At 44.9% G+C, this 18,340-nt stretch carries 21 protein-coding genes; 8 read left to right on the top strand and 13 right to left on the bottom strand.

Translation table 11 applies throughout. The features are described 5' to 3' along the window. The 3 genes from NQ556_RS07320 to NQ556_RS07310 form a co-directional block, all read right to left on the bottom strand. Positions 1-456 carry a hypothetical protein gene (locus NQ556_RS07320; protein WP_044998692.1) on the bottom strand — a complete coding sequence of 152 codons (456 nt, stop codon included), beginning with the start codon at positions 454-456 and terminating at the stop codon, positions 1-3. A 528-nt stretch (positions 457-984) separates the two neighbouring features. Then, on the bottom strand, positions 985-1,656 hold the full coding sequence (locus NQ556_RS07315; protein WP_008370775.1) for a helix-turn-helix domain-containing protein: 672 nt from the start codon (positions 1,654-1,656) through the stop codon (positions 985-987). 23 nt (positions 1,657-1,679) lie between these two features. Then, entirely contained in the window at positions 1,680-1,922 is a 243-nt protein-coding gene (locus NQ556_RS07310; protein WP_008370776.1) for a hypothetical protein, read from the bottom strand. A gap of 365 nt (positions 1,923-2,287) precedes the next feature. Between NQ556_RS07310 and NQ556_RS07305 the strand changes: the two genes are divergently transcribed. Continuing rightward, entirely contained in the window at positions 2,288-2,722 is a 435-nt protein-coding gene (locus NQ556_RS07305; RefSeq protein ID WP_044998695.1) for an RNA polymerase sigma factor, read from the top strand. Further along, positions 2,722-2,982 carry a helix-turn-helix domain-containing protein gene (locus NQ556_RS07300; RefSeq protein ID WP_008370778.1) on the top strand — a complete coding sequence of 87 codons (261 nt, stop codon included), beginning with the start codon at positions 2,722-2,724 and terminating at the stop codon, positions 2,980-2,982. Before NQ556_RS07305 ends, NQ556_RS07300 begins: the two co-directional genes overlap by 1 nt. Before the next feature lie 353 nt (positions 2,983-3,335). On the opposite strand, the gene NQ556_RS07295 is transcribed toward NQ556_RS07300, so the two are convergent. The 3 genes from NQ556_RS07295 to NQ556_RS07285 form a co-directional block, all read right to left on the bottom strand. Then, complete coding sequence (locus NQ556_RS07295) at positions 3,336-3,734, bottom strand: type II toxin-antitoxin system HicB family antitoxin (RefSeq protein ID WP_008370779.1); 399 nt, start codon at positions 3,732-3,734, stop codon at positions 3,336-3,338. 23 nt (positions 3,735-3,757) lie between these two features. Continuing rightward, positions 3,758-3,940 (bottom strand): type II toxin-antitoxin system HicA family toxin, encoded by a 183-nt coding sequence (locus NQ556_RS07290; RefSeq protein ID WP_008370780.1) that lies wholly within the window; start codon positions 3,938-3,940, stop codon positions 3,758-3,760. Positions 3,941-4,146: 206 nt separating this feature from the next. Further along, complete coding sequence (locus NQ556_RS07285) at positions 4,147-5,310, bottom strand: DUF3102 domain-containing protein (protein WP_008370781.1); 1,164 nt, start codon at positions 5,308-5,310, stop codon at positions 4,147-4,149. Positions 5,311-5,703: 393 nt separating this feature from the next. Between NQ556_RS07285 and NQ556_RS07280 the strand changes: the two genes are divergently transcribed. The 4 genes from NQ556_RS07280 (at position 5,704) to NQ556_RS07265 (ending at position 9,340) form a co-directional block, all read left to right on the top strand. Further along, the gene (locus NQ556_RS07280; protein ID WP_158530888.1) at positions 5,704-5,871 is read left to right on the top strand and encodes a hypothetical protein; all 168 of its coding nucleotides are present in this window, start codon (positions 5,704-5,706) and stop codon (positions 5,869-5,871) included. Positions 5,872-5,930: 59 nt separating this feature from the next. Further along, on the top strand, positions 5,931-7,529 hold the full coding sequence (locus tag NQ556_RS07275; RefSeq protein WP_204575923.1) for a recombinase family protein: 1,599 nt from the start codon (positions 5,931-5,933) through the stop codon (positions 7,527-7,529). 87 nt (positions 7,530-7,616) lie between these two features. Continuing rightward, positions 7,617-9,206 carry a recombinase family protein gene (locus tag NQ556_RS07270; RefSeq protein ID WP_008370786.1) on the top strand — a complete coding sequence of 530 codons (1,590 nt, stop codon included), beginning with the start codon at positions 7,617-7,619 and terminating at the stop codon, positions 9,204-9,206. Next, on the top strand, positions 9,194-9,340 hold the full coding sequence (locus NQ556_RS07265) for a hypothetical protein (protein WP_008370787.1): 147 nt from the start codon (positions 9,194-9,196) through the stop codon (positions 9,338-9,340). The genes NQ556_RS07270 and NQ556_RS07265 overlap by 13 nt, the downstream gene beginning before the upstream one ends. 143 nt (positions 9,341-9,483) lie before the next feature. Here the strand turns inward: NQ556_RS07265 and galT are convergent, their stop codons facing one another. Together galT and NQ556_RS07255 are read right to left on the bottom strand one after the other, a co-directional pair. Next, positions 9,484-10,974 (bottom strand): UDP-glucose--hexose-1-phosphate uridylyltransferase, encoded by a 1,491-nt coding sequence (gene galT / locus NQ556_RS07260; protein ID WP_022220630.1) that lies wholly within the window; start codon positions 10,972-10,974, stop codon positions 9,484-9,486. Positions 10,975-11,116: 142 nt separating this feature from the next. Then, positions 11,117-12,400: a galactokinase gene (locus tag NQ556_RS07255; protein WP_022220631.1), complete on the bottom strand. Its 1,284-nt coding sequence runs from the start codon at positions 12,398-12,400 to the stop codon at positions 11,117-11,119. A gap of 208 nt (positions 12,401-12,608) precedes the next feature. On the opposite strand from NQ556_RS07255, the gene NQ556_RS07250 reads away from it, so the two are divergent. Next, entirely contained in the window at positions 12,609-13,610 is a 1,002-nt protein-coding gene (locus tag NQ556_RS07250; RefSeq protein WP_008370790.1) for a LacI family DNA-binding transcriptional regulator, read from the top strand. 155 nt (positions 13,611-13,765) lie between these two features. Here the strand turns inward: NQ556_RS07250 and NQ556_RS07245 are convergent, their stop codons facing one another. Beyond that, complete coding sequence (locus NQ556_RS07245; protein ID WP_008370791.1) at positions 13,766-14,398, bottom strand: histidine phosphatase family protein; 633 nt, start codon at positions 14,396-14,398, stop codon at positions 13,766-13,768. A 396-nt stretch (positions 14,399-14,794) separates the two neighbouring features. Here NQ556_RS07245 and NQ556_RS07240 point away from each other — a divergent pair, with 396 nt between their 5' ends. Beyond that, positions 14,795-15,274, top strand: coding sequence for an S-ribosylhomocysteine lyase (locus NQ556_RS07240; protein ID WP_008370792.1), 480 nt, complete (start codon positions 14,795-14,797; stop codon positions 15,272-15,274). A 127-nt stretch (positions 15,275-15,401) separates the two neighbouring features. Here NQ556_RS07240 and NQ556_RS07235 read toward each other — a convergent pair whose 3' ends face one another. From NQ556_RS07235 to NQ556_RS07220, 4 genes are all read right to left on the bottom strand, one after another. Continuing rightward, positions 15,402-15,959 (bottom strand): 5-formyltetrahydrofolate cyclo-ligase, encoded by a 558-nt coding sequence (locus tag NQ556_RS07235; protein ID WP_008370793.1) that lies wholly within the window; start codon positions 15,957-15,959, stop codon positions 15,402-15,404. Then, positions 15,937-16,158 carry a DUF896 domain-containing protein gene (locus NQ556_RS07230; protein ID WP_008370794.1) on the bottom strand — a complete coding sequence of 74 codons (222 nt, stop codon included), beginning with the start codon at positions 16,156-16,158 and terminating at the stop codon, positions 15,937-15,939. The genes NQ556_RS07235 and NQ556_RS07230 overlap by 23 nt, the downstream gene beginning before the upstream one ends. A 51-nt stretch (positions 16,159-16,209) precedes the next feature. Beyond that, positions 16,210-16,572 (bottom strand): hypothetical protein, encoded by a 363-nt coding sequence (locus tag NQ556_RS07225; protein ID WP_008370795.1) that lies wholly within the window; start codon positions 16,570-16,572, stop codon positions 16,210-16,212. A gap of 95 nt (positions 16,573-16,667) precedes the next feature. Beyond that, a complete protein-coding gene (locus NQ556_RS07220) occupies positions 16,668-18,338 on the bottom strand; it encodes a putative polysaccharide biosynthesis protein (RefSeq protein ID WP_008370796.1) in 1,671 nt (556 codons plus the stop codon). Positions 18,339-18,340 lie beyond the last annotated feature (2 nt).

Here is an 18,340-nt window from a genome sequence, read left to right as displayed (position 1 = left end):
CTATATTTCATACACAATAGAATCAAGCCACTTAGCCACAGATTCGAATGTCTCTTTCGATTCGTCCCAAGGAACAATTACAAGAAGTTGCGAATCGACACCGCCGTCAGACCAGCTTTGAGTGTCCTTCCCGAAAAGCGTATCAAACTCGGGGTATTCTCTAGAAATGTAGTTAGCTTTCTTCTCGACACGTTTTACAAGCTCCCCATATGTGATGCCGAGCGATTCGGCAAAATCCCTATCGTAAATAGATTCCAATGCGATGCCATAGCGCCCTTTGAGTTCTACAAGATAACAGCTGACCAGATGACCATCAGTCCACAGCTCATTTAAAGCATGAAGCAATTCATCAGGCAGATCATCCTCACCGATCTCGCCATTATGCCGCAGGTCGGCAGTAGCATTTGACCAAAATATAAGGTCATTATCAAGGGTACTCTCATATTTGTAAAACATGCGCTTTCCTTCCGTCCGCTTGACGTGGTTAAAGTATACCATAGTACCGTAATACAACTAACGAGAATGGCGATTTCTCTGAAACGATCTCCATCCGACCGAGAATCGACTCTCTTAATCTCTCTGAGTTTTCTCTTACACCGTTCCCAGTGGATTGTGGATGGTGCGCGTGGTCACGCGGAGCGTGAGCCATCGGCTGTTGTCCTTACAACGAAGTAGGCAGGTTTTCGACAATTTCAATGGCGCGGAGAGTCCCTGGGTGAGGCTCGTAGCGCTGTTGGATTTGTCGGAAACCTGCCCCTGTCCGCGCTAGCGGACCCATTAAAAAGCATTGGACTTGCCGATGCGGATTCTTCAAAGAAATCGAAATGAGGGATGTGAAATGCCTTCCGGTGATCAAATTCGCAAGCGTTTGCGAATTTGATGGCTGCTTGCATTTAGCTTCCTAACTGGTATTTAGGCATGGAAAAGGCTCCTGTCCAAAGGACAAGAGCCTTTTCCATAGGAGTAAAGATGCCTAGAGATATTTTAGCACACCCCGAACTTCTCCCATTCCTCACCCCAGTCCAGCGCACCGTAAAGATCATTCCAGGCGACGAGATTCACGTTCAGACGCTCTTTGTTGAAGAGTGGGCCGCACACACGGTCAACCAGACCCTTATCACTCCAAAAAGCGATCGCATCCTCGACATCCGAGTCATACAACCCGAGTAGCTTTGCGATATCATGCGGACAATACGGGCAAAAATCTGCCGCGAAGCTCCACGCAGAAATGAATCCAAGGACAAGGCGACTGACCAGAGATGAATCCGAATATATCTCACCGGCCCGCATGGCAACCAAGGGAATCGGCGGACAAAAAGCCTCATCGATATCAGAATTTACCTTAGCCTGCCTGACTGTGGCGGCGGCATCAAAGATATGATCGCACATCTCCAAATCAAGAATAAGATATGAATCCTTCTTGCAAACGAGCCTGCGATCAAGAAGCTCTTTAACCGAAGATTCCACTACAGCACCGTCCATATGCAAGTACTCTGAAATGTATGCAACATCAACTGGAATCGGTGCATTGTCACTGGCAATCAACGACATGACAAGGCACATCTCATCGGTAGGGAGACCTAGCTTTAGCGTCCATGTCGGAAATGAATATCCATCGCTGTTAAGGAGTGCTTCCATAGCCTCTTCGTCAGTCATTTTTTCTCCTTCAATTCAGTCAATTAGGCTTTCGACATCTGTGCGACAGGCTCATTGAACTCGGCTATGCACTTGCAGATGCCGCTCGCACTGTACAGTTTCCCGAGTGCCTTATCATAGCCATAGTCCTCCTTCAAGCCCTCAAAAATCTTCCCGGCCTCCACCCTCGCATGGGCGGCATCGGTCGCTGCCACCGCCGTCACGTAATTCTTGCTTCCCATTTTCCCGGGAACGGTGTAATCGACCTCGAATCGATACAGCATCATTCTTATTCCCTTCTCTCGTGGTGCCGTAATACCAATATACCACAGTAGTATGCTAAGTGATCGCTCAATCGAAAATGCCTTGTAATACTAGAGAAAAAATTACCCAAATTTTTCGATGATACTAAAGTCGAATCGTGTTATAGTCTTATTGTCGCTTAACGAGGAGGCACCACCTGATTCCTTTCCAGGTGGTGCCTCCGCCTTTTTATAGCCAGATAATCAAATATGTCTTCCGAAGGCTTTGCGCTTTACATAGAGCGTTCGTCATCGTTGTAGGCGGAAAACATCATGTCCTTTTCCGCCATCCAGCCGATGCGGACTGCACCTCTCTTGCCGTCTCGACAGATCGAAAGGAGGTGAAACCTATGGGTAACAGCGACAAGGACTTCGAGAAGTCAAACCAATGCGCGTTTGACGCCTACTGCAAAGTAATCCTCAGAAATGAAGCGAGGGACGCATACGACCAGCGTAAACGCAAACTGAAACGCGAACAGCTCTTCGGAGAGATGTCGCCTGAAGAGCTGAACAAGCTCATCACGACAGACCGGTATTTCCAATTCGAACGGGATATCGTGGAAGACGGTTTGCATTTCATTGTGTGCGATCAGGGCGTATACGATGCGCTCATGACCCTTCCCAGAGCAAAAAGAAAGATCGTCCTTCTATCCTACTTCGGAGAGATGAACGACCGCGAAATCGGCGACGCGCTCGGCACCGGACGCGCCAATGTCCAATACCATCGCTCGCGTGCGCTCGCAATGATGCGAAAGATGCTCGAACAAGAAAGTGAGGAATACTGATGAGCAGGCGAAAAAACAAACTTGTTCCATTTGAAACCATCGTCCTTGCAACGCAGGGCGACCCACAGGCATTGGAACAGGTTATACGGCATTACAGACCGTACATACTCTCACTCTGCCGCCGGGAATATATTGCGGAAAACGGCAACGTTTCCATCGTATGCGACAACGAACTGAAACTGCGACTTGAAGCGAAGCTAATGGCAAAAATCCTGCTGTTCGATATCAGAGAGAGAGGACATATAAAACGTAACACGTAAATCAAAATCGAAACACGACTCTTAAAACCTAAAGATAGCAGGGGAGACCGCGAACCGGTCTCCCCTTGGTTACGTTGTACAACCTAATCCCGCTGTGGTATAATACTACCATACGACAATATAATCACGGAGGCAATCCAATGGAGAAAAATACCAAAACGTTCGCTTTGGAAGACGATCCTAAAATTCCTGAAATGCCGAAAAGCGAGGATGAGCAACGTAGGTAAAATGAAGACTATGCCAGAAATCTCGGACTTGATGTGATCGACCCGATAGGGGACTGAATCGCGGAACAGCCGACTGGACATGGTAAGGGCTGGTAGCGTATAACCGCTACCAGCCCTTTCGTCTACCTATCTTGCCTGGAGGCGGGCAATCAACGCTTCCTGCAAGACTTTGGAAAAATTGATTCCGCGTTCCTCGCATGATGCATTCAGCCACCCAGGAATCGTCAATGTCTTCTTTACCGACCTCTCCCCGTATTTCCTCTCGAACGCCTTGAGATCGATGTCGACCATATTGACAATCGCTCCATCCTCCTCCGCAATGACATCCTCGATGGAGGAAGCCACCGGAAGAACATTGCCTTCCTTCAATTCATTGAAGAGATACTGCCCACATGCCTCCTGGGCCATCGCAAACGCATCCGCAAAATCATTTCCGTAGGTCGCCAAATCATTCAGATCTGGAAAAATAACCGAATAGCGACCGTCCACTTCTCTATAGAACACCGCTGGATAGATATAGCACATACCGTTTCCTCCTTAATCAAAAACTACTTCAGCCCCGCCTGCCTCAGCACGGAAATCGCGACCCTCAACGGAATGTCGCCGCCATGCCTCGGTATCGTAACCTTCCCTTTCTTCAACGGATGCCGGTACTGGTAGTGTGATCCTTTCACATCACACCGAATCCAGCCATCCGCGACAATCAGCCTTTCAAGCTCCCGAAACCTCATCTTCCGTTTACCCTTTCTCTAATTATAGCACGTGTAATACGTGGTGTAAATACCATACTACTACGGTACGAAACTACTACCGATAACACCGATCTTTTGCAAGGCTGGACGCTTTTTGCGCGTCCTGCCTGCTGGTTTGTGATATATCATTTTCTGTGCATTCCGACTACGGGTTACTGGTATCTCGGTAGCATAGTACCGTAATGCTATTCAGATTTAAGAGTCTTCACGAACTTCGCCACAATACTCTGGCTGGATTCCGCCATGTCATCGAGGAGTTTTGACGCCTCCACTTTGTCGAGCCTGCCGACCTCGATCACCGTGTCGGCCGCCCTAGAATATGCGTCGAGCGCGGATTCGATTGCGAACTTGGCTCTCGCAATAGCTCCGGTCAGCTCCCTGTTCTCGATTGCCTCAGTCACTTGGCGTTTGGCGGCATCGATCTGTTTCCGTGCGACGTCTGCAACGGCTTTCGCCGCCCTCTCCTTTTCCTCAAGTTCGGCACGTTCCTTTGCAAACTTGGCATTCATCTCCTCTTCGGCTTTCCGTCGGGCCTCGGTAACCTGTCGATCTCTCTGTCCATTCAGTTCGTCAATCTGTTTAAGCAGTTCCGACTGCTTTTCGGCGGCGGCATCGAGTTTCTTCCGCTCCTCTTCAAGGGCAATACCGATTGCCTCTTTCTGCCGCTTCTGGTTGGATTTCTCGGCCTCTGCCGCCCGTTTCTCTAATGCCTCGATCTGAGCAGCAACCTTGGCTTTCTCGGCAGTCAATTTCGCCATTTGAGTATCCTTTTGTTTCAGCGCGTCTGCGAACTTAGCTTCCGCCTCGGCTGCGTTCCTGTTTGCAAGCTCCTTAACGGCTGTGACCTTTTCCTTCTCCTGTCTCACCTCCTCCTGGAGCCTGCGCAATGCCATCTCACCGGCTTTGCGTTCCTCTGCAAATCTCGCACGCTCGTCTTCCGGAAGGTCAATCAAAGCCAAAGCCTGCGTGTAACTCAAATTCGCAAGCGCTTGCGATTTCTCTGCCAACCCGTTCCGACCGTACTCTTGATAGATCTTCATGAAGTTGTTCGCCGTCCTCTGGCTGTAATCAACCCTTTCCTTAAGCCACGTTCCCCACGTTCCGCGCTTCACCATAGCTTTCGCCTCGGTCAGACGCCTGCCGATCTCGATTGAGTTGAACAGGACGACCTGTTTCGTCTGTTCCGTAATCATCCGGATCTCTGAAACCAGCCTATCCTCCCTTGCAGCATCCTCATCGGAAACATACTGGACTGTCTCCGCACTCTCCGTTTCAGTCATCATCGGAACGACATTTCCCCTTGCGATCACCTGGGCCTCGACCTCTACGTTTTTCTTCGCTCTTCCCATCTTGTTTTCCTCCTATTTTTAAATGATTTAGGCTGAACAGCTTGTCTGTTCTGCTGTGCCTATACCGGGCATGAATGCAACGTAGTGGAGCGAGGGCGCGAATCAAGGGCGAAGTCTTTCTGCCAGTTTTTACGGAGCATGCGGAGGAAAAAGTTGCAGAAAGATGCGCAGGCACCCTTGATGGTCAAGCGCAGGAGCGGCATAGAATGCCAATGCCTCGGATAGGCCCAGTTCCCGATCCCAGAGGGAACTTTCCTTTTTCCAAAAAGGCCGGCGCCGATTGAGCCCGACATCTTTTAGGAGTACTAGCGTACGGTAGTATCAAAATGAAGATTTGCACTTTTAGACAACGACGCGTAAATGTCTGAGAAAAGAAAAAAAGGAGATCAAACAATGAAGAATGGAACAACCGTCATCTGCACAAATATCTTCAAGGGGAAAACGGAGGAAGAAATCAAGAAGAGGTTCAACATTTGTATAGCGAAAATCATCCAAAGAGAATCGCTTGCTTATTCAGAAACAGGACAGATAACCCAAATCGACAATACTGTAAAACGATAGTATTATAATACTGAACTGCAAACAGACGACATTCCATCGTCCCAAAGGAGGATGGACAAATGCAAATTGAAACACCACAGGCCGTCGCAATCTACTGTCGTCTATCGAAGGAAGATCTCGACGAAAACAAAATAGATAATCTCAGTAGAAGTATCCAAAACCAAAAATCGATGCTTACCGATTTTGCCGAAATCAACGGATGGCAAATTTTCGATATTTACTGCGACGATAATCTTTCCGGAGTTGCACGGGACCGTCCCGAATTCAATAGATTGATACGAGATGCCTCGCTTAGAAAGTTCAATATCATTCTTTGTAAAAACCAATCGCGCTTTACCAGAGACATGGAGCTCGTGGAAAAATACATCCACGGTCTCTTCCCAATTTGGGGTATCCGGTTCGTCGGCATGGTAGACGGAGCGGATACATCGGTTAAAGGCAACAAAAAAGCCAGGCAGATCAACGGACTTGTAAATCAGTGGTACCTAGAGAACCTATCAGACAACATAAAGGCTACTTTAAAACTTAAAAGAATCAGGGGAAAATACACTGGCTCTGTCCTACCTTACGGATATCGTCCGGATCCAGACGATATCAACTGTTTTATCATTGATCCAGTTGCGGCTTCAGTCGTAAGGCGAATTTGGGAAATGCACGCCGGAGGCATCGGGGCGCCTACTATAGCTCGAACACTAAATGAAGAGGGGATACCGAACCCAACGTCTTATGCCAAATTAACGGGCTACTCATGGCATAATCGTCCCTCAAGCTCACTTTGGTCTGCAGGTTGCATATATTCGATCCTACATAATGAAACATACCTGGGCACATTGTGCCAAGGACGACAACTCACACCTGAAGGCCAATTTCACAGCAAGAAAAATATTCCAAAAGACCAATGGGTTCGCACAGTGGGCCACCATCCGGCAATCATTGACGATGAGTTATTGCGTAGAGAACTTAAAGCAAGAAAGGAAGCCGGAGCTCACAATCTTCACGAGCAAAAAAAGAACTTTCCACCAGGCATTTTCGGTAAGGAAGTCCGTTGTGCAAGCTGTGGAAAAATTCTTACAAAAGGAAAAACTTTACGTAAAACGGGATACGAACGTACCCTTTTCTGCCCGACCAGAAAAAAAAGCCCTTCGCACTGCAAAGGTGCATTCATATCCGAGAAGCATCTTGAAAGCGCAATTCTCCATGAGTTGAAGAATCTTGCCGATAGGTACTCCGATGATCGCGTCCAAATAGGCATATGTCAGGACGCGCAGTCCGCCGATCTTATTCAGGAGAAAAACAGGCTGAAAACCGCTGTCGAGCTCATTGAGAAGGACATCACGGCCTACGAGCAGAGAAGCCGCGATCTATATCTCAAACGCGCTACAGATGGTATGTCTATTGACGATTTTAATTCTGCATTAAGCAGAATCAGAAACGACGTAGACAAGCTCAGATTGAAATCGAAACGTGCTTCGAGCGAATTACTCCATCTGAATGAATCAATAGCAGCTGAATCCATAAGAATGGAAACAATTCTTAAAGCCGCCGACTTTAACCGCCTAGATAAGACTAAGGTTTCGATGCTTATAGAATCAGTCTATGTACATAAACGCGATCCAAAATCAGGAACGCAAGCGATCGACATAACTTGGAAATTTTAGTCCGCGGTTCCAAACTAAATATGACAATACCACATAGTAGTACTATAATACTTATGACGGTCGTTCCATCAGGAAGGTGGAACACTTATGAAAACACAAGACAACAGAGATCGGATAGCTGCAATCTATGTACGGCTTTCCGAAGAAGACCATGACAAGGTTCATGAAACCGACGACAGTCTCTCGATCCAAAATCAAAAATCAATGCTTCTTGAATTCGCATCGAAACATGGATGGACTGTCTATGACATCTATAACGATGACGACTATGCCGGCGCAGACAGATCTCGCCCAGAGTTCAACAGGTTGATTACGGACGCACGGGAAGGTAAATTCGGTATCATCCTGTGCAAGACGCAAGCACGATTCACCCGTGAAATGGAGCTCGTGGAAAAATACATCCACGGCCTCTTCCCAATTTGGGGTATCCGGTTCGTCGGCATGGTAGACGGAGCGGATACATCGGTTAAAGGCAACAAAAAAGCCAGGCAGATCAACGGACTTGTAAATGAATGGTATCTCGAAGATATGTCTGAAAACATCAAGAGTTCCCTTGATGACCTTCGCAGAAAAGGGCACCATATCGGTGCCTGGGTCAGATATGGTTACATGAAAGACCCGAACCAAAAAGGACATATCATTCCCGATCCAGTTGCCGCCGCCGTGGTGGAACGAATTTTCAAGATGTACCTTGAAGGAAACAGTAGAGCAGACATCGCCCGCATCTTAAATTCAGAACAAATCCCGCCGCCGGGACTATACAAAATCCAACAGGGGGATAAATATAAAAATGCCTTCATGGCAGGTGAGTGGGATTCCTGCTCTATTTCGCGAATCCTTAAAGAGGAAATGTATATCGGCAATATGGTTCAAGGCCGACAAGCATCCGAATCTTATAAAACAAAAAAACTTCGAACGTTGCCAAAAGAAGATTGGATTCGTGTCATCGGAACACATGAAGCGATTATATCGCTGGAAACTTGGAATCAAACCCAGGCACTACTCGCTGTCGGAGCGCGTTCTTTTACACGATCGGAGGAAATAGGCCTCTTTTCCCGAAAAGTTTATTGTGGCCATTGCAACAAATTGATGAGAACCGGAAGGTCAAAAAGAAAATCTGGTACGTACTACAATTACGTAATATGCGTCAGAAGGCACCCTGAAATCAATCCTTGTCCTGTACATGCGGTCTCCAACGCCTTGATGGAAAAAACCATTCTCGACCAATTGGATATCCTCGCGGCCAAATACAAGGATGGCTCCTTATTTTCAGAAATAATGGATGAAGAAAGTACTATAGGCATTGAAATAAAACGCTTAAAAGCAGAACTTGCCCAACACAAAAAGAAACTTGTTGAATACGAGACCGGTCTCAAATGTCTATATTTAGACAAAGCATCAGGAAGTATCTCAAATTCAGATTATCAATTCCTATCCAGAGAGCTGTCAGCTGGAAAGGAATTGGCAGAACGTAAAGTGGATCTTTGCACTGAGAATTACAATAAAATTCTTCGCTCGCAGGAAATCTTAAGAGAAAAAGCAGGTGTGCTCGAATCCTATTCGCGTCCGAAAGAACTCACGAGAAGTATGGTGGAGACTTTCATCGACCATATCGTCATATGTTCAAGTTCTGATGGTACTTCTAAACAAGAAATCAAAATATATTGGAATTTTTAAAACATCCTATGAGAAATCCTGCCCGCATCGGTCATTTCCGGTGCAAATCTCTTCTCAAGTCGAGTGGAGCAGACGCAACTGCCGCGAAAAGGCAGGCAATCCTGGATCTGAATACAGAAGAACAGGATGACTAAAAATTTATCTTGTCGGTACATTTGTGCTGATGTATAATAAATCAGGACTAAAACTCAGGTAGTTTCCCCGAACAATTGAAGTTCGGTCCGACACCCGAGTTTTAGTCCTTTTTTATCCTTTTATATTCTTTTTTTGCTCTATACTACAGGCTTCCAACAAACCGCTCAAATGCTGCCCTGCCTTCTTCTGTCTGCTTATAAACACCGGCATCTTCCAGCACCTGGTTAAACACCTGTCCGATTTCCTCATGGAGAATGTCCATGATATTTTCTTTCGTAATGTCTGTATATTTTGGAAGGAATTCTTCTACCCAGTCTGCATGCTTTTCAAGCACTTCATTGCTGCGGATGTCCTTTCCTTCAAGGATTGCATCTGCAAGCTGTTCCATCTCACTTTTCAGTCTTGACGGCAGCACTGCAAGTCCCATCACCTCGATCAGACCAATATTCTCTTTCTTGATGTGATGTAATTTTGCATGCGGATGGTAAACGCCAAGCGGGTGTTCTTCTGTCGTAATATTATTTCTGAGAACAAGATCCAGCTCAAAATACCCATCCCTGATTCTGGCGATCGGAGTGATCGTGTTGTGCGGTTCTCCGTTCGTCTCGGCAAAGATAAATGCTGCTTCGTCTGTATAAGATCTCCAACACATTAAAATATGGTCAGCTGCGCTGATCAGACGTTCTTTGTCTTTGCACTGCAGACGGATAACAGACATTGGCCATTTTACCATTCCGGCGCGCACATCTTCATACCCCGGAATCACATATTCTTTAATAACCGGAGCTTTTGCCATTGCAAATTCATGATTTCCACCCTGGAAATGATCATGGCTTAGGATCGATCCTCCTACGATTGGAAGATCTGCATTGGAACCAACAAAATAGTGTGGAAACTGGCTGACAAAATCCAACAGCTTTGCAAAAGTTGCACGCTCAATTTTCATCGGCACATGCTCTCCGTTGAAAACGATGCAGTGTTCATTGTAATATACATACGGTGAATACTGGAATCCCCAGTCTTTTCCATCGATCCTGACCGGAATGATCCGGTGATTCTGTCTTGCCGGATGATTGACGCGACCGGCGTAGCCTTCATTTTCCTTACACAGCTGGCATTTCGGATAACCACTCTGTGTAGCATTTTTTGCTGCCGCGATCGCTTTCGGATCTTTTTCCGGTTTGGACAGATTGATGGTGATCTCCATCTCCCCATATGGTGTCTCTGTGATCCATTTCTGATCCTTTTTAATCCGGTATCTGCGGATATAATCGCTGTCCTGACTAAGCTTGTAAAAATAATCGGTCGCCTTTTTCGGTCCTTCCTGATACAGTTCATAGAATTTATGGCTTACCATGCTCGGCAGCGGGACCAGTTTTCCCATGATTTTTGTATCAAACAGATCCCGGTACACGATTGAATCTGCAATCAGTTCTTTTTCCACTGCATAATCTGTAATCTCCTTCAGAATCTGTTCCAGCTCCTCTGCACCCCTGCTTCCTGGTGTCTCCTCGTAAGACTCCAGACCAAGTGCCTCTAAAATCTGATTGGTAACAAATATTTTATCTTCCGGTGCTACAAGCCCCGTATCTAATCCATACTGTACCAGTTCTGTAATTGCCTGATCGATCATTTTTCTTCCTCCAAATCTTTTTGCTCGTCTTATATCCATCCATTTTCAATGCGGCACATTTTTACACCGAATCCTTTATTTATTCAGATAGCAAACTAAAATCTGTATTTATGTCTAACCTTGACAGCTAGCATATTTTCGTTTACGCGATTACTTTCATTCCGCCATATTTACGAACCTTTAATACGTGGCAGGATCCTTCTCCAAATACTGCATCCAATGCTTTTCTGTACTCTTCTACAAAATCATTCTTCACAAATGCCTGAATGGTTCCGGCAAATCCGCCTCCATGCACACGGCATACTCCATGGTTTCCGAGTACATTTTCGCTGACTGCAAGGGCAATGGATACTGCCTGGTTCTGCACGTCACGGTTAGTATATACATTCTGAAGATATTTGAAAGAGGAATCTCCGGATGCTTTGATCATATTAAGGAAATCTTCAAATCTTCCTTCGCGAAGGGATGCAACCTGTGCTGCAACTCTCGCATTATCACCGAAGAAATGCATAGCCCGAAGCACCGGACGGTCTCCAAGCTTCTCGCGGAGTGCCGGGATCGCTGCAAAAAATTCTTTTTCATCTACGTCACGGAGAACTTCTTTTCCAAAATATGTTGCAATAGCTTTCATATCCGCCGGAATCTGTGCATAATCCGGTGTCAGATCCTGATGAGAACCTTTGGTATCTACGATGCACAGACTGCATGCATGATTTTCAAAATCTACATCTACTTTTTCTACAACCGGAGCCTTTGGATCTTTGAAATCAATGTGGATCAGTCCACCAACCGCGCAGGCTGTCTGGTCCATCAGACCACTTGGCTTTCCAAAGTAAACATTTTCAGAATACTGACCAATCTGTGCAATCTCTACCATGCTGATCTGCATATCGTTGTAAAGTCCGGAAACAATGGTTCCAATGATTGTTTCAAATGCAGCAGACGAAGAAAGTCCTGCTCCGATCAGCACATCACTTGTCACATAAGCATTGAATCCACCAATCTTGTATCCGCGTTCTTTCAGTCCTGCAAGTACGCCACGGATCAGTCCGATAGATGTCCCTTCTTCTTTGTCAACCTTTTCTACATCATTCGCATCGATAACGATCATATCATATCCTTCAGATACCACACGGACGGTCATATCTTCATTTTTATTTACAATTGCGATCGCATCCAGATTAATAGAGGTTGCAAGCACCATTCCGTGCTGATGATCTGTATGATTTCCACCAACTTCACTTCGTCCCGGTGCGCTGTATACTTCTACTTCTCTGTCCCCATACAATTTCTGATACTCTGCCATCGCTTTTACATAGCGTTCTTCCTGATGTGCAATCACACTTTCATCAATATAAATATCTTTTAATGTATCACGGTACACGCCTTGTTTCATTTCTTCCATAAGTTTTGTAAGCTGTTTCATCTTCATTTCCTCCAAATACATTTTCGATTCTGCTTTGATAATTGCATTATAAAATATATTTAGTAAATTTGCAATATATATTTACTAAATATTTTGATAAATTTACTAGTGAATTTTTGTACAGTTCTACATAATTCTTTCACTTTCCATTTTTTTACTCCTCTGTTATAATAGAAGAATCAGAAATTTTTTAACAAGGGGGCCGCTTATGGCAACAATCAAAGATATTGCTTCTGCTGCCGGTGTTTCTGCCGCAGCAGTTTCACGTATACTGAATAATGATGAGACGCTCAATGTCTCACCGGAAACCCGACAGAAAGTACTGGATACTGCAAGAGAGCTGCATTATGTAAAGCGCGGACGTCCTTCTGTCAAATCACTTTTTACCCTTGGGATCATTCAGTGGTTCTCTTCCCAGCAGGAACTGGAGGATAATTATTATCTTCTGATCCGTCAGGGAATTGAAGATTACTGCCTCTCACACAATATCCAGATCGTGCGTACCTACAAAAGCGACATCAATTACATGGACGTTCTGAAGGATGTAGACTGTCTGATCTGTATCGGCAAATTCAGTCAGGAGGAAATTTCTTATCTGTATGAGATGAATTCGTGCATCCTGTTCCTAGATATGCCGGTAAACGATGACCGGATTTCCACGATCATTCCGGATTTCGGCGAAGCAGTTACAGAAGCTCTGGATTATCTGACTGGGATCGGGCACCGGGAGATTGGTTTCTTTACCGGAAAAGAATATATCGGCGAAAATCATCTCTATCCGGATTACCGAAAAAAAGTCTTTATTGATTACTGTGATGCACACGATTTGATTTATGAGCCTTATATCCAGGAGGGTGTATTCCAGATTTCTTCCGGTTATGAGATGGCATGCAATCTGATCAACGGTGGCAAGCTGCCGACGGCGATCTTTGCAGCAAGCGATCCGATCGCTTTTGGTGCGATCAAAGCCTTTACCGAACACGGGATCCGTGTTCCGGAGGATATTTCCATCGTAGGCTTTGATGATATCAATATGGCACAGTTTTCTGCTCCACCGCTGACAACGGTCAGTGCGCCAGCTTATCATATGGGAATGTACGGAGCTTCTATTCTGCAGCATCTCCTGAGGGAGCATCCGGGACCTGCACTTAAGATCAAACTGCCGTGTAAGCTGGTTGTCCGGAATTCGTGTAAAGCGATTGAAAAATAGCTCCTTATCTGTCTAAATATACCAATGAATTTTATCTAACATCAAAAAGCTCCCATCCAGAGAAGAAATGAGTTATAATTAGCTCACATTTCTCCGGATGGGAGTTTTTTTATTAAGCAATTTATCAGAAAGCCTTTAGGACATCAAATAACTTTCTACCAGTCCTGCACTGACTCTTGATAATAAGTCACATTTTCCTGTAAAATTTCTATTTTTCCATCTTTTACTTCCGCAATTGATACCGCACAGTTCTTATGTACCCCCTGCTGCCAGTACCCGGAAATCGGCAGACCTTTCATCAGGCTCAGAATCCCGCAAAGTGCTGCACCATGTGTGGATAAAAGTACATTTTTATCCTGAAGATCTTCTTTCTGATAAAGCTCTTCCAGAAAATTATTCAGACGTGCACGCACTTCTTCAAAGGATTCCCCTCCTTTTGGCGGCTGGTACACTTCCGGTGCATTAAAAAAGTTGCGAAATCCCGGATCCGGAATATTCCATCCCTCTTCTCTGCAACAAAGTCCCTCAAATTCTCCAAAGCTCATCTCCTGGATCCGCTTATCCGGAACAATCGGAACCTCCCTGTCCCCCAGGACGAGCCGTGCCGTCTCTGCCGCCCTTTTCAGCGGGCTTGTGTAACAGACCGCAAATGGAACATCTGCGAGTGCCGGAGCCGTCTCTTTTGCAAGTAGTTTTCCAAATTCATTCAGCGGAATATCCACCTGTCCCTGTAATTTTCTTTTTTTATTCCAGTCCGTCTCTCCATGACGGATCATATATATTTTCATCTCTTAGTTTCCTCCTGCTATCATTAAAAACACACGCATCCTCCGTGCCAGTCAGCATAGCGATTGGCACGGGAGTTAACAGTAACGATTATAGCACATTTTTCACCTTTCTTCCACCAAAAGGCTTGTTATTAAACTTTATGACAGTTATAATGATGTTGGGGTCAAAAGGTATTTTGACCCCTTTGATACCAGATTGCTACGTGCTTTGCACTCTCGCAATCCTCAAAAACATTCGTAATCCGCTCATTTTTCTTTGAAAAATGGCTACTTACTCATGTTTTTGGCGGGTCAATATGTCAAAAAACCTCTTGCAAGCAAGCTTGCATCGGCTTTCTGACCTTTTTACCCTGGTATCTTATAATAAACGTAGTACAAAAAAGGAGATACTTGATTATGGAGAAAATTACCAGTTTCACAATAGACCATTTGAAACTTGTTCCTGGGCTTTACGTCTCACGTAAGGATTTTGCCGGCGAACAGGTCATTACAACCTTTGATATCCGCATGACCAATCCGAATGAAGAACCGGTTATGAATACTGCAGAGGTTCACACCATCGAACATCTTGGTGCAACCTTCCTTCGTAACCACAGGGACTACGCATCAAAAACACTTTACTTTGGACCAATGGGATGCCGTACCGGCTTCTACCTTCTTCTTGTAGGTGATTATGAATCAAAAGATATCGTTCCACTGATGAAAGAAATGTTTGCTTTTATCGCAGACTTCAATGGGGACGTACCGGGAGCTGCTGCAAAAGACTGCGGAAACTATCTGGACATGAACCTTCCGATGGCAAATTATATGGCAAAAAGATATCTGACTGAGGTTCTGGAAAATATTACAGAAAAACAGCTGGTTTATCCTGAATAAGCCTTACTATATGAACCTGAAAATGGGAGCCAAACATACCATCCATTGATTTTCTTCAAATGTTCCTGTATGTTTGCTCCCATTCCTGTTTTCAATCAAAACTCTCTATGATACACTTTCGGAATTTCTACCAGAACCTCTCTTCCGTTGTAACATAATCTGCCGGAAGATCAAATTCTTCGGTCTCAATTTCTTCTACAATCTGCATTTCATAAGCAGCTGCGATCCGGCAGATATCTTTCCGTTTTTCAAAATAACGATCATAAAATCCACCGCCATAACCGACACGGTTCTTTTTTTCATCAAAAACACTTCCCGGCAGGATTGCCAGTGTAGTCTGCCCTTCTCCGGCTTCATAAACAGGGCATTCTTTTTTCGGCTCCAGGATGCCATAAGCCCCCTTTTCCAGATCCTCAAAAGAATGTATCTGATAAAACTCCATCTCTTTTCCCGCTACCCGTGGCACATAGACCTTTTTTCCAAGCTCCCATGCCTTCTCGATCAGTGTTCCGGTTGCCACCTCTCCACGAAAATCAATATACGCAAGAAGGTTATCTGCATTTTTAAATGTCTCTGTCTCTTCAATGCGTCTCATGATCCGCAGGCTCTTCTCCCGAACCTCTTCTTTTGGAAGTGCCTGTCTCATTTTCAGAATTTTTGCCCTAATTTCCTTTTTTCTGTCCATATTTCTCGCCCAGATTTGTAATGGATCCATCCTTCTCCTTGATTGAAATGTTATTAAGCTGTCCACGAAGATTTCTTTTGAATGCATCTACATATTCCCGTCTGAGAATCTGCTGTTCTTTTTTCTCTTTCTCTGTCAGTCCTTCTGCTTTTGATTTTCTATATAATTCATTAATGCGTTCAATTTTTGCTGTCTCCATTTTTCTTTTATCCCTTCTTTGTCTTTCTATATAATAATGTTATCTTTTTAATCAGCTGGAATAATTTTCCAGGAACCCATAAAGCTTGTCTTTTCCCTCTAACCGCTTTCCCTCCCGGATCTCATTCTGCAGTTCTTCCGGAAGCTCTTCGACACGGATATTCGTATATTCATAAATACTTGTCTGGTCGTCCAGATAAACAATCACATATCCGTTGCGGTTTTTCAGATAATACACCCCTTCTTTGTGTGCGCCACCCTGAGTGCTGACTGTCTGTTCTGTTTTCTGCTGCTCCGTCTGTTCTGTCCTTGCAATTTCTTTCCTGTAATTATAATCTGCATAATATGCATAAGACAGGATCGCAAGAATCAGAAGAGTCCCCGTTAAAAGACCAATATGATATCTTGTTTCCATAAGGAACACTCCTTTTTCTACAAGTATTGGTCTGCTTGAAGGATTTTATTCATTATGGGGGAATTTTTAGGTTGTGATATCAAATCATCCACAGCTTAGTAATATCTGCGTTCTTTTAATAAATGGCATTTTTTGCAGACTATTACAATTTGGTGACCTTTTGGGAGACCGAGGAGTTCTTTTTCGGACATGCCACCCATTTTGAGGAGAACGACTGCGTATACCGCTACTGCCACGATGAGGGCAATCAGGGTTGCGATTCTTCCTCCGATGAAGGTGTCAAGTACGAAATGCACTGCCCATGCCAAAATTGCCATAACAGCTCCGGCGATAGACGGAATGACAAAAGTCTTACGGCTCTCCTGAAGATATCCACATGCTTCACGGATATCATGTGCATTCATGATACACATGCATAAAGAGAACACAATCTTACTTCCAATCAGTGCATAAATGCCCCATTTGAACATAACAAGCATAATAAACAGAGATACAATATGTAGTATCAGGGATACCATTGCATTTTTTACCGGTTCCATCATACGGTCCAGCCCCTGAAGCACTGTATTCGTAACGGTTGAAAGTGAATAAAATACCAGAGAAATCGCTCCGATCTTCAGCATAATTCCCTGTGTTACATTATCTACATTCGGCCACAGGAAATCCATGATCGGCTGACCAAGTGCAAAGAATCCAAATGCGCTTGGAATCGCGATCAGCATCGTGTAACGGATAACTGTATAAATCCGGTTATGTAACAGTCTTCTGTCATGATTCTCTGCCGCGCTTACAAGCCCCGGGATCACAGATGATCCCAATGCACTCGCAACGGCAAGCGGTACGTTGAACAGGGTATAATACTGTCCTAATTTACCAAGAAGCTCTGCACAGACCGCCTCACTGGTTCCCTGTGCGCCCATGATCTTATTGAACATAGCACTGTCAATAACATTTGCACTGTTATAAATCGTTGTACTTAAAATGATCGGTGCGATCGTCAGAATCAGGATCTTGAAAATCGCACGGTAATCATCCAGTTCTTTCGAGGTATCCCGCTTCATCTGCCGCATCATCGGCTTGCGGAATACCACATAGCAGAACAGTAAGAACAGCAGACCGATCAGAGCACCGGCTACTGTACCAAGTGTACCTCCTGCTGCGGAATAGGCTGGTCCAAAAAGGTTATTCCCCTGCACCTTAGCCATCTGTTTTCCATTTTCCAGAAGAACGGCTGCACCTACAACACTGACAATCGCATTGAGAAGCTGTTCAATGATCTGCGAAATTGCAGTCGGGATCATCGTTCCCAGCCCCTGAAAATAGCCACGAAAAACTGCCATAATCGCACAAATCAGGAGCCCGGGAGCAAGCACCTTCAAAGAATAGCAGCTCATTTTGGCTCCCATCAGATATTCTGCGATCGCCTCTGCTCCAAAAAATACGATCACCATGATCGTGACACCAGATAGCGCAGCTATGATCAGCGATGCCTTCAATACCCTGAATGCATTTTTCCGTTCTCCTGCCGCCATTTTGAATGACACCAGCTTTGATACCGCAACCGGCAGACTGTAAGACGAAATGATCAGAGCAATAGAATACACCTGAAATGCCATATCATAATAGCCCTGTCCTTTAAGCCCCATAATATTAAGCATCGGGATCCGGTATACTGCCCCGATGATCTTTGTGATAATGCCGGCTGCCGCAAGGATGCTTCCCTGCATCAGAAAACTGCCGCCCTTTGATTTTTTCTTTTTACCCATAC

Origin of the sequence: Coprococcus comes ATCC 27758 (assembly GCF_025149785.1) — a bacterium.
Lineage (GTDB): Bacteria > Bacillota > Clostridia > Lachnospirales > Lachnospiraceae > Allocoprococcus > Allocoprococcus comes.
The sequence above is the reverse complement of the archived record's forward strand: the minus strand, read 5'-3'. Positions and strand labels throughout refer to the sequence as shown.